The organism is Streptomyces sp. NPDC006476 (genome assembly GCF_040612015.1).
Classification (GTDB): domain Bacteria; phylum Actinomycetota; class Actinomycetes; order Streptomycetales; family Streptomycetaceae; genus Streptomyces; species Streptomyces griseorubiginosus_B.
Genome location: NZ_JBEXPK010000077.1, coordinates 24,680 through 36,596, shown reverse-complemented (window position 1 = coordinate 36,596; position 11,917 = coordinate 24,680). Strand labels below are relative to the sequence as shown.

Genomic DNA, 11,917 nt, shown 5'->3' with positions numbered 1-11,917 from the left:
ACGGGCCAAGGATCGCTTCACAACCTTCCCAACTCGTACGGCTCTTCTCGCGTCACGGCTTGCTCAGCGCTTGCTGTCGTGCACCACGTCGTAAGGGGCGTAAGCCAAGGCGCCTGAGCCCAAGGTGGCGGCACTAGGGGCGTAAGCCAAGGCGCCTGAGCCCAGGGACCGCGTGCCCCGAGGCGCGGGATCTCAGGGGCGTATCTCTGGGGGCGTGCGCAGGGCGCGTAAACCCAGGGGTTCCGTGCCCCGAGGCGCATGGCCCGAGGGCGTCAGCCAAGGCGCGTGGCCCGAGCCGCGGAAGCCCAGGATCCTGAGCCAAGCGTCGTTACCCGAGGGAGGGCGTCAGCCGAGGTGCGTGACCCGAGGTGCCTGGCACGAGGGCGTCAGCCGAGGTGCGTGGCACGAGGGCGTCAGCCGAGGTGCGTGGCACGAGGGCGTCAGCCGAGGTGCGTGGCACGAGGGCGTCAGCCGAGGTGCGTGGCCCGAGGGCGTCAGCCGAGGTGCGTGGCACGAGGGCGTCAGCCGAGGCGCCTGGCCCGAGGGCGTCAGCCGAGGCGCCTGGCCCGAGGGCGTCAGCCGAGGCGCCTGGCCCGAGGGCGTCAGCCGAGGCGCGTGGCACGCGAGGGCTTATGTCGCTTCCCCGTTCAGCCGCCCGCGCTCCCCACCGGCGTGCAGCCTCCCCCGCTCGTCTTCCGCGTCCAGCCTCTCCCGCTGGGGTACCACCGTGTACTTGGGGTCCTTCGCCGAGGCCACGCCCGCCGCGAACACGCCGAAGCGGGTGCCGGCCGAGCCGGCGAGGAGGGCGAGCCCCGAGGCGATCGCCGGACCGCGGCGGCCGCCGAAGGCCACCGCGCCCAGCCCGCCTGCCGCCGTCAGCACCCGGGCCGCCCGCAGCAGGTTTCCGGCCCTGCCCTCCTTCCAGGTCTCCGCGACCATCCCCAGCCGCCGCTCCGCGGCCTTCTCCACCGCCGCGTCGGCCAGCGCGGCCAGCCCCGCGGCGCAGCGCGCCGGCGCGTTCTCGCCGATGGGACCGACCGCCAAGGCCATCCCGGCCGCCGCGGCCGTCGCGGAGGCGCCGAAGAGGTACGGCAGCTCACGATGGGCGCCGTGCCAGGCCGGTACGGCGGTGTCCGCAGCCAGCACCCCGGTGTACGTGGCGACCGCGGGCCCCAGCAGTGCCGCGGCGCCGGTTGCCGCGCCCCCGAGCCGCGGCAGCCGGCCGGTCACGGCGCTCGCCGCCGCCGCAGCCGCCGCCGGTCCGTAGACCGACAGCAGCCAGGACCCCACGCTCATGGGGGAGGTCGGCTTGAACACGCGCAGCATGTTCGCGAACCGGCCGGGCCGGCCCAGGTCATGGATGAGCGCGGCCGCGGACAGCGAGATCGCGCCGAGCGAGGACACCTTCAGCGCCGTGGCGGTCCTCGTACGGCCGGTCAGGTGCGCACCCGCCGCGAGCACCGACCCGGCGCCCGCGAGCCCGCCCAGGAAGAAGTACCCGGCGATGTCGGGGGCGGCCCAGGACGGCGCCTTGATGACGGGACGGCCGTAGTACGACTGGAATTCCGCGCGCGGCACCATCGCCTGCTCGCCCCGCCGACGCCTGCGCCCCGAGCGCTGCGGGCGTTCCGAAACGGTCATCGCCGGCCCCTTCCCGCGAGCGCGAAGCAGGCCGCTACCCCGCCCAGCAGGGACAGGGCGGCCGCGCCCGCGTGCTTCCACATGGCCGGCAGGTCCCGGGTGGTGACGACGGGGTCCGGCGGCAGCCCGTACACCTCCGGCTGGTCCAGCAGCAGGAAGAACGCGCCGTCGCCGCCCACACCGTTGTCGGGGTCGTCGCCGTAGAGCCGGGCCTCGGTGACGCCGGCCTCGTGCAGCTGGTCGACCCGCAGCGCGGCCCGCTCGCGCAGTTCGTCCAGCGGGCCGAACTGGATGGACTCGGTGGGGCAGGCCTTGGCGCAGGCCGGTTCCTGTCCCGCGCCAAGGCGGTCGTAGCACATCGTGCACTTGAACGCCCGTCCGTCGTGCGGGCGTTGCTCGATGACGCCGTACGGACAGGCCGGCACGCAGTAGCCGCAGCCGTTGCAGATGTCCTCCTGCACGACGACGGTGCCGAACTCGGTGCGGAAGAGCGAACCGGTGGGGCACACGTCGAGGCAGGCGGCGTGGGTGCAGTGCTTGCACACGTCGGAGGACATCAGCCAGCGCAGTTCGCCCGAGCCGTCGACGGTCGTCTCCTGGGCGGTCGCCCCGCCCTCGACGACGGGGAGTTCGGTACGGCCGTCGGGGCGCGGCTGCTCGATGAAGGCCACGTGCCGCCAGGTGGAGGCGCCGAGCGCCTGGGTGTTGTCGTAGGACATGCCGGTCAGGGACAGGCCGTCCTCGGGGATGGCGTTCCACTCCTTGCAGGCCACCTCGCAGGCCTTGCAGCCGATGCAGACGGAGGTGTCGGTGAAGAACCCGACGCGTTCCTGGCTCACTTGCGCACCTCCGTTCCGGTGGTCTCGGTGATGCCGGCCCGCCGCCGGTACTCGGCCACCAGCTTCGGCAGGTCCGGTCCGCGCGGGCGGCGGCCGGGGAGGATGTCGGCGGACAGCGCCTTGTCCTCCTGGATGTGGGCGTTGGGATCAAGGGAGATGGAGGTCAGCTCGTTGGCCGCGTCGCCCGGGGAGACACCGTTGGGCCCCCAGTGGAAGGGCAGCCCGATCTGGTGGACCGTGCGGCCCTGCACCCGCAGCGGGCGGATCCGCTCCGTCACCAGCACCCGCGCCTCCACGGCGTTGCGGGCGGTGACGACGGTCGCCCAGCCGCCGTTCTCCAGGCCGCGCTCGCGGGCCAGTTGGGGCGAGACCTCGCAGAAGAACTCCGGCTGCAGCTCGGACAGGTACTCGGACCAGCGGCTCATGCCGCCCGCCGTGAAGTGCTCGGTCAGCCGGTGCGTGGTGACGACGTACGGGAAGACGTCGGCGCCCTTCTCGTCGCCGCTGGGGTGGTAGCGGTTGCCCTCGCGGGGCATCAGCTGGCGCACGGGGCTGCGCGGGGTCGACGGGTACAGGGCGTTGGGGCAGGGCGAGTCCTGGGGCTCGTAGTGGGTCGGCAGCGGCCCGTCCTCGAGGCCCGCCGGGGTGTAGAGCCAGCCCTTGCCGTCGGCCTGCATGATGAACGGGTCGTCGCCGCGCAGCGCGTCGGGGCCCTCGGCGTCCTCGTCGGGCACATGGTCGGGGGCCCGGTCGGGCACGAAGTCCGGGACGTCATGGCCGGTCCACTTCCCGGCCTCCGCGTCCCACCAGACGTACTTCTTGCGTTCGCTCCACGGGGTGCCGTCGGGGGCAGCGGAGGCGCGGTTGTACAGGATGCGCCGGTTGGCGGGCCAGGCCCAGGCCCATTCGGCGGCCACCCAGTCCTGCTCCGAGCCGGGCTTCTTGCGCGCGGACTGGTTGACGCCGTCGGCGTAGACACCGCAGTAGATCCAGCAGCCGCAGCGGGTGGAGCCGTCGTCCTTCAGCTCGGTGTAGGCGCTGAGCGGGCTGTTGTCAGGGCCGTGGCCGCTGATCTCGGCGAGGACGGCGTCGGCGACCGGTTCCTCCAGCTCGCCGGTGACCGGGTAGTCCCAGGCGAGGTCCTGGATCGGCCGGTCCATGGGGTCGGTGGAGCCGGCCAGCCGTTCCTTGATGCGGCGCCCCAGGTGGTACATGAACCACAGGTCGCTGCGCGCGTCGCCCTCCGGTTCCACGGCCGCGTAGTGCCACTGCACCCAGCGGTTGGTGTTGGTGAAGGAGCCGGACTTCTCGGTGTGGGCGGCGGCCGGGAAGAAGAACACCTCGGTGCCGATGTCCTCGGTGCGCAGCTCGCCGCTCTCGATCTCGGGACCGTCCTTCCACCAGGTCGCCGACTCGATGAGGGAGAAGTCGCGTACGACCAGCCACTCCAGGTTGGCCATGCCCAGGCGCTGCAACCGCGTGTTGGCGGAGCCGACGGCCGGGTTCTCGCCGAGCAGGAAGTAGCCCTTGCAGTCGCCGTCGAGCTGGGCCATCACCGTGTCGTAGGTGGAGTGGGAGCCGGTCAGGCGTGACAGGTGGTCGAAGCAGAAGTCGTTGTCGGGGGTGGCGGCATCGCCGTAGTAGGCCTTGAGCAGGCTGACGAGGTAGGCCCGGATCTCGGACCAGAAGCCCTTCACCGTGCGGGTCGTCTCGATGAAGTTGTCGAGGTTCATGTCCTCGTGCGCGTGCGGCACCGGGATGTAGCCGGGCAGCAGGTTGAACAGGGTCGGGATGTCGCTGGAGCCCTGGATGGAGGCGTGGCCGCGCAGCGCCTGGATGCCGCCGCCGGGGCGGCCGATGTTGCCGAGCAGCAGCTGCAGGACGCACGCCGCGCGGATGAACTGGGAGCCGGTGGTGTGCTGGGTCCAGCCGACGGCGTAGCAGAAGGCGCTGGTGCGCTCGGGTCCGGAGTTGCGGGTCAGCTCGTCGCACACGCGCCGGAAGGTCTCGCGGGGGATGCCGCAGACGTCCTCGACCATCTCGGGGGTGTAGCGGGCGTAGTGGCGCTTGAGGACCTGGTAGACGCAGCGGGGGTGCTGGAGGGTCTCGTCGGTGGGGGCGCGGTGCCCGGTGCGGGCGCCGCCGGAGCCGTGCGCCTCGGCGCCGGCGGCCTTGCGGGTGCGCTCCTCGTACAGTTCGTCGGCCTCGCCCGCCGGCTGCTGGATCTGCACGCCCTCGTACTGCCAGCTGGTGGGGTCGTAGTGGGCCTTCTCCGCGTCGAGTCCGGAGAACACGCCGTCGAGGTCCTCGGTGTCCTGGAAGTCCTCGCTGACCAGGGTGGCGGCGTTGGTGTACTTCAGGACGTACTCGCGGAAGTCCTTCTCCTCGGTCAGGACGTGGTTGATGATCCCGCCGAGGAAGGCGATGTCGGTGCCCGCGCGGATCGGGACGTAGAGGTCGGCGAGGGCGCTGGTGCGGTTGTAGCGGGGGTCGACGTCGATGATGCGGGCGCCGCGCTTCTTGGCCTCCATCACCCACTGGAAGCCGACCGGGTGGCACTCGGCGAAGTTGGAGCCCTCGATGACGATGCAGTCGGCGTGCTGCAGGTCCTGCATGAAGGTGGTGGCGCCGCCGCGGCCGAAACTGGTGCCGAGTCCGGCGACCGTCGAGCTGTGGCAGACCCGGGCCTGGTTCTCCACCTGGACCACGCCGAGGCCGGTCAGCAGCTTCTTGATGAGGTAGTTCTCCTCGTTGTCGAGCGTCGCGCCGCCGAGGCTGGCGATGCCCATGGTGCGGGCGGTGCGCATCCCGTCGCGCTCCCACTCCCAGGTCTCGCGCCGGGTGCGGATCACGCGCTCGGCGACCATGTCCATCGCCGTGTCCAGGTCGAGGGTCTCCCAGTCACCGGAGTACGGACGGCGGTACAGCACCTGGTGCTCACGGGCCGGTCCGGTGGTCAGCTGGAGGGTGGCCGAGCCCTTGGGGCACAGGCGGCCGCGGCTGACCGGGGAGTCGGGATCGCCCTCGATCTGGACGACCTTCTCGTCCTTCACATACACCTGCTGGCCGCAGCCGACCGCGCAGTATGGGCAGACGGACTGCACCACCCGGTCCGCGCGGTCGGTGCGCGGGCGCAGGCTCTCGGTGTACGGCGATTTCGCGGCGGCACCCCGGCCCGTGCGGTCGGTGCCGGTGAGCTGACGGTAGACGGGCCAGGAGCGGACCCGGTCGCCCATGCCCATGTTGGCTCCCTGTCGCGGTCAGGCGGAGGACTCGTCCGGCGCGGGATGTTCGGGGTGGACGGTGGCCGCGCGGGGGCCGTCCCGGCGTCCCGTCCCGGCCTCGTCGGTGTCGGGCGTCTCCGACTCGTTCTCCGCGGCGGCGGGAAGCGGGATGTCCAGGGGATCCTCGCCGTCACGCACCTGCTGGTCCGGCAGATCCCTCGGCACGGGCTCGCCGCCCTGGCCTGTGTCACGCCGATCGGCCACGGCGCTCTCCCTTCACCTCGTCGGGCGAGACGCGAGTACCTCCGGCCGCGACCGGCGAAACGTGCGTATGTGTGGATGAGTGCGGTGCAGGAACCGGGCGACGGTCTCGGACTCGTGCTTGTCGGCCGGCTTCGCCGTCTCACAGAGCCTCGCCTGCAGGTGACCGACCGGGCCTGGGTGCTGCGCCAGTGGGACCGGCGGAGTGCCCTCAGTGGGGAGCGCGCTCCTCCAGCGCCGTCCGCCACGCCGGGACCGGCCCCTCGGGAGCCGGCTCCAGGCGCCGCCCGCCACGGGCGAAGAAGTCGGCGAGCGGCAGGATCGCCGCACCGACGGTGACCGCGTCCGGACCGAGCCGGCCCAGGTCGATCGTGACCTTCTCGGCCGGGTGCCGCAGCGCGTACGACGCCGCGTGCCGACGCACCGCGGGCAGGAACCGCGTACCGAGCTGGAGTCCCGCCCAGCCGCCGATGAGGATCCGCTCGGGCTGGAAGAGGTTGATCAGGTCGGACAGTCCGGCGCCCAGGTACTCGGCCGTCTCCTCCAGTACGGCGAGAGCGACCGGGTCGGCCGTGCCTCCCTCGGCCGGGTACGCGGCGGCCAGCATCGCGGTCAGCGCCGTCTCCTCGTCGGTGCCCTCCGGCGGCCGTCCGCCCTCCTCGCGCCAGCGCTCCAGCAGGGACTCGGCCCCGGCGTAGGCCTCCAGGCAGCCGAGCGCGCCGCACCGGCAGCGGCGCCCCCTGACCCGTACCGTCAGATGCCCCCACTCGACGGCCCGGCCGTGCTCCACCTCGGGGGTCACCAGACAGGCGCCGACGCCGGAGCCGAACAGGACGACGATCGCGTTGTGGGCCCCGCGTCCGGCGCCGAACCACATCTCGGCCTGGCCGAGGGTCTTGGCGCCGTTGTCGATGAAGTAGCGGACGGTGTCCGGGAGGCCGGACGTCGAGCGGAGCAGCGCCTCCAGCGGGACCGCGTCCCAGCCGATGGTCTGCCCGTGCACGACGGCGCCGCGGTCGGGGGTGTGCTCGACGATGCCGGGGACGCCGATGCCGACGCCCAGCAGCCGGCCGGCGTCGACTCCGGTGCCGGCGAGCACCTCGGCGATTCCGTCGCGGATGTGGCCGACGATGACCTCGACCTCGTACCGCTGCTGGGTGAGGGGCCGCTCGGCGCGTGCGAGTTCGGTGAGGGTGAGGTCGAACAGTTCGACACGGACGCGGGTCTCGCCGACGTCGACGCCGATCATGTGGCCGGCGCCGGGTGCCACGCGCAGCAGGGTGCGGGGGCGGCCGCCGTCGGAGTCGACGCTGCCGGCCTCCTCGACCAGCCCGTCGGCGACCAGGTCCGCGACGACATTGCTCACCGAGCCGGAGCTCAGTCCGGTGACCGGGCCGAGCTCGAAGCGGCTCAGCGGCCCGTCGAAGTAGAGCCGCTGCAGAACGGCCGTGCGGTTGGCCCGCCTGAGGTCCCGTACCGTGCGCCCGTTCCGCCCCGCCATGTGGCTCCTTCCGAACCCTGTCCGAGCTGCAACATACCTCTGCGGGCGGGTCCGGCGCGACATTCCTCCAACCCTTAGTTCACGTTGTGAGCTAAGAGACGGGGGTCTGCGGCGAGCTACGCGGCGGAGCTGGAGGCCAGGTCCTCGATCTCGTCCAGGGCCGCGACGAGTTCGGGGGCGACCCGTTCCTGACGCCACTCCTCGTGCTCCAGTCCACGCGGGACGACCTCCGTCAGCATGATCAGGTAGAGGTAGGCCCGGTAGAGGGCGAGCCGCAGCAGAGCCCCCGGGCCGAACTCGGTCCGGCCGCCGGCCTCACGGTAGCCCGCCAGGAACGCCTCGTCCTTCCTGATGTCCCCGAGCAGCGCCAGGGAGACGAAGTCGGCCAGCGGGTCGCCCCAGAACATGCGCTCGCCGTCGATCAGCCCGCCGATGCGGGGCTCCCGCGCCGAGCGGTCGAGCAGGATGTTGCCCTGCCACAGGTCGAAGTGGACGAGGCGTGGGACGGTGACCGCGTCGAGCGCGCCGTAGGCGGAGCGGACGGCCCGGGCCACCTCGTCGGCGGGGCGGGGCAGCCGGGCCCGGTACTCGCGGGCGTCGTCCAGGACGGCGTCCAGCATTCCGGCGAACGCCGTGCGCCAGTCGGCGGCGAGCGGACCGAGCGCCCCGGACGGATACCCGAACGCCGGCCCGGTCACCCGGTGCAGCCGCGCCACCTGGCGTCCCAACTCGGTCCGCAGCGGCGGCCGTTCGACCGGCGGCAGCGAGTCGTCCCAGGGGTCGCCCGGGCACGCGGTCATCAGCAGGACCTCACGCTCGGCGTCGAGCGCGATCACCCGCGGTGCGGGCACGTCGGCCTGCTCGGCGCCCCGGTAGAACTCCGCCTCCGCGACGAGCAACCGGCGTTCGTGGCGCAGGCCGGGGGTGTTCGGCGCGACCTTGAGCACATAGCGGACGCCGTCGGTGAGCCGCAGTTCCTCGACGGTGTTGTAGGTGCCGCCGCTCAGTGGCCGCAGCTGGGCGAGTCGGCCGGGTGGGATGTCCGCGCCCGCCAGGATGCTCCGGGCCCGCTCCCAGGAGTCCACCACCGTGCGCCCACCTCTCCCCTGCCGGTCACGTCCTCGACGTCATGCCCGTCCGCGACGAGTGCGTCGATCCACTCCTCGGCCGCCACCGTGTCCCCGCCCGGCGTGCGATCACGGAACAGGGTACGGAACGCCTCTCGCACACCGGCGCCATTCTCGAACGGTCGCCGCAGGCGCACACCCCGGCCCCGGCGGCGAGCGACGCCCACACCTCGTCGGCCTCGCTGGCGATGCGGTGCTGCACGAAGGTCCCCGCGGTGCTGAAGGCCGGGCGGAGCGAGACGGCCCCGGCCCTCTCCGCGGCACGGAGCTCATCGGCGTGCAGGAAGTCGACGTCGGGTGCGTCACGTCCGAAGCAGCAGAGAACAAGGGCGAGTTCGGCGCCCGCCGCGCTTGCCGCGGTGCGGTCGGCGCCCCCGGAAGGGGGCGAGGCCCGTTCCCGACGGGATCATGATCACCGGGTGACGTGGTCGGCGATGCGGACGGCCTCCCAGCAGGGCGGGATGCTCACGGTCACAACGCGTTCTCCGGCTCGGGCGGGGCGGCGGTCGTGGCGCGTGGGATGAGCCGGGTCGGCAGGACGACGTGCCGGCGGTGGTCTGTGTCGGCCTCGCCGATCAGCTCCAGGGCGAGTTCACCGGCCAGCCGGCCCATCCGCGCCGGGGACTGGGCGACGGTGGTCAGGTCGAGCCAGTCGGCCACCGGCTGGTCGTCGAAGCCGAGGACGGACATCCCCTCCGGCACCGCGATCCGGGCCCTGCGCAGGGTCGCGATCAGGGCGGCGGCGAGTTCGTCCTGCTCGGCGAAGACGGCGGTCGGCGGCTCGCGCAGGCTCAGCAGCTCCCCGAGGGCCTCGGCGACGCCGCGTCCGTCGGCGACCCGGGCCGCCACCACCAGGGAGTCGTCCAGCGGGACACCCGCCTCGGTGAGCGCCTGCTGGTAGCCGAGCAGCCGTTCGTGCGAGCTGAAGGCGAACCCCGTGGCGCCCACGGTCTGCATGAAGGCGATCCGGCGGTGGCCCAGGTTCAGCAGATGCCGGGTGCCGTTCCGGGCGCCGGCCACGTCGTCGACGTACACGCTCGGGCGTCCCTCGGCGTGCTGACTGACGTAGATCACGGGCATCCCGAGGGCGTCCAGGCGCGTGCTCTCCTCCTCGGTGAGGTCGAAGGAGAACACCAGCAGCGCGTCGGCGTTGCGCCGGGCCGGCAACCGCTCGAAGAACGCGGCCCGTTCGGCGAGGTCGGGTATGACGTAGACGGTCAGCTCCATGTCGGCCGCGCGCAGCAGCGGGCCCAGGCTGGACAGGGCCGAGCCCATGAACCAGGAGTTGAGGGTGGGCACCAGCGCCGCGACCACTCCGGTCCTGCCGGTCACCAGGCTGGAGGCGTGCCGGGAGACGGCGAACTCCAGCTCCCGCGCGGCCCGTTCGACGCGAGCGCGGACCTGCGGCGACACGTTGGTCAGGCCCCGCAGGGTGCGCGAGACGGTGGAGACGGAGACCCCGGCCCGTTCGGCGACGTCGGCCATCGTGGGGTGCCGTCGATCGGCTGGCATGCGCGGACGCTAGCACAGGCGTACGGAAGCCATGGCAGCGCTGTCACGAGCGTTACCGGCACGTAGCGCATTGACGGTGCGCCCCTTCAGACCGCAAGCTTGCAAGCGTTGTCACAGCCGAGGAGTGCGCACCCTATGTCCACCCACCACGCACCCTGGTGGCGCGACGCCGTCATCTACCAGGTCTACATCCGCAGCTTCGCCGACGGGAACGGCGACGGTGTCGGCGACATCGCCGGCATCCGCTCCCGGCTGCCGTATCTGAAGTGGCTCGGCGTCGACGCCGTCTGGATCAACCCGTGGTACCGGTCCCCGATGGCGGACCACGGATACGACGTGGCGGACTTCCGTGAGATCGACCCGTTGTTCGGCACGGTCGCCGAGGCGGAGCAGCTCATCGAGGAGGCGCACCAGCACGGGATCCGGGTCATCCCGGACATCGTGCCCAACCACACCTCGGACCGGCACGCCTGGTTCCAGGCGGCGCTGGCGGCCGGTCCGGGCAGCCCGGAGCGGGAGCGCTACGTCTTCCGGCCCGGCCGCGGACCCGACGGCGCCGAGCCGCCCAACGACTGGGTCTCCGCCTTCGGCGGCCCGGCCTGGACCCGGCTGCCCGACGGCGAGTGGTATCTGCACCTGTTCGCCCCGGAGCAGCCGGACCTCAACTGGCAGCACCCGCAGGTCCGCGCCGAGTTCGAGTCGATCCTGCGTTTCTGGTTCGCCCGGGGCGTGGACGGTTTCCGCATCGACGTCGCCCATGGGCTGATCAAGCATCCGGAACTGCCCGACCTGCCGCCGCGCCGGGCGGACGACGGGCGGCGGGAGCACGTCGACCATCCGCACTGGGACCGCGACGAGGTGCACGACATCTACCGGGCCTGGCGCCGGGTGGCCGACGAGTTCCCCGGCGACCGGTCCTTCGTCGCCGAGGCATGGGCGGACACACCGGAGCGGCTGGCCGCCTACGTCCGCCGGGACGGCCTGCACACCGCCTTCAACTTCGACTTCCTGATGTCGAGTTGGGACGCGAAGGACCTGCGCTCCGTCATCGACGACTCCCTCGCGATGCTCGGGGCGGTCGGCGCGCCGGCCACCTGGGTGCTCTCCAACCACGACGTCGTACGCCATCCCAGCCGCTACGGCCGCAAGGTCGTACGGCGGTGGACGGTGAACGAGCCCTACCGGCCCGAGGGCCCCCTGGACCTGGAGCTGGGCACCCGGCGGGCCCGCGCGGCGGCCCTGCTGATGCTGGCGCTGCCCGGCGGTGCCTACGTCTACCAGGGCGAGGAACTGGGGCTGCCGGAGGTGGAGGACCTGCCGGAGCAGGTGCTGCAGGACCCCGTCTGGGAGCGGTCCGGGCACACCGACCGGGGCCGCGACGGCTGCCGGGTGCCGATTCCGTGGTCGGGTCGGAGCGCGCCGTACGGTTTCAGCCCGGACGGCGCGCGGGGCGAGCCGTGGCTGCCGCAGCCGGAGGCGTGGGCCGAGCTGAGCATGGAGAAACAGAAGCGGGACGAGCGCTCCATGCTGGCCCTCTACCGCGCGGCGCTGCGGCTGCGGCACGAGCATCCCGCGCTCGGCGACGGCGACCTGGAGTGGCTCGACGCCCCCGCCGGGGTGCTGGTCTTCCGCCGGGAACCCGGATTCGTGTGCGCGGTCAACCTCTCCACCGAGCCCTACCCACTGCCCGAGCATACGTCGGTGTTGCTGGGCAGCGGCCCGTTGGAGGACGGTGTGCTGGCGCCTGACCAGGCGGTCTGGCTGGCCACCGACGCATTCACGCCCGTGCCCGCCGCATGATCGTGCAGTGCG

The 11,917-nt window shown here is 72.6% G+C and carries 8 protein-coding genes and 1 pseudogene; 1 reads left to right on the top strand and 8 read right to left on the bottom strand.

Going from position 1 to position 11,917, the window contains the following annotated elements; translation table 11 throughout:
* Positions 1-630: 630 nt before the first annotated feature.
* The 8 genes and pseudogenes from nrfD to ABZZ74_RS44260 form a co-directional block, all read right to left on the bottom strand.
* A complete protein-coding gene (nrfD, locus tag ABZZ74_RS44295) occupies positions 631-1,641 on the bottom strand; it encodes an NrfD/PsrC family molybdoenzyme membrane anchor subunit (protein WP_356949806.1) in 1,011 nt (336 codons plus the stop codon).
* A complete protein-coding gene (locus ABZZ74_RS44290; RefSeq protein ID WP_356949805.1) occupies positions 1,638-2,480 on the bottom strand; it encodes a 4Fe-4S dicluster domain-containing protein in 843 nt (280 codons plus the stop codon). Before ABZZ74_RS44290 ends, nrfD begins: the two co-directional genes overlap by 4 nt.
* Positions 2,477-5,722 (bottom strand): formate dehydrogenase, encoded by a 3,246-nt coding sequence (gene fdh / locus ABZZ74_RS44285; RefSeq protein WP_356949804.1) that lies wholly within the window; start codon positions 5,720-5,722, stop codon positions 2,477-2,479. The genes ABZZ74_RS44290 and fdh overlap by 4 nt, the downstream gene beginning before the upstream one ends.
* 18 nt (positions 5,723-5,740) lie before the next feature.
* Entirely contained in the window at positions 5,741-5,968 is a 228-nt protein-coding gene (locus ABZZ74_RS44280) for a hypothetical protein (RefSeq protein WP_356949803.1), read from the bottom strand.
* A gap of 208 nt (positions 5,969-6,176) precedes the next feature.
* Positions 6,177-7,466: an ROK family protein gene (locus tag ABZZ74_RS44275; RefSeq protein ID WP_356949802.1), complete on the bottom strand. Its 1,290-nt coding sequence runs from the start codon at positions 7,464-7,466 to the stop codon at positions 6,177-6,179.
* 116 nt (positions 7,467-7,582) lie between these two features.
* On the bottom strand, positions 7,583-8,554 hold the full coding sequence (locus tag ABZZ74_RS44270; protein WP_356949801.1) for an aminoglycoside phosphotransferase family protein: 972 nt from the start codon (positions 8,552-8,554) through the stop codon (positions 7,583-7,585).
* A 14-nt stretch (positions 8,555-8,568) separates the two neighbouring features.
* Positions 8,569-9,056, bottom strand: a pseudogene (locus tag ABZZ74_RS44265) (reductase); the annotation flags it as partial.
* Positions 9,057-9,064: 8 nt separating this feature from the next.
* Complete coding sequence (locus tag ABZZ74_RS44260; protein WP_356949800.1) at positions 9,065-10,105, bottom strand: LacI family DNA-binding transcriptional regulator; 1,041 nt, start codon at positions 10,103-10,105, stop codon at positions 9,065-9,067.
* Between the two features lie 135 nt (positions 10,106-10,240).
* On the opposite strand from ABZZ74_RS44260, the gene ABZZ74_RS44255 reads away from it, so the two are divergent.
* Complete coding sequence (locus tag ABZZ74_RS44255) at positions 10,241-11,905, top strand: glycoside hydrolase family 13 protein (protein WP_356949799.1); 1,665 nt, start codon at positions 10,241-10,243, stop codon at positions 11,903-11,905.
* The last annotated feature ends 12 nt before the right edge of the window (positions 11,906-11,917 follow it).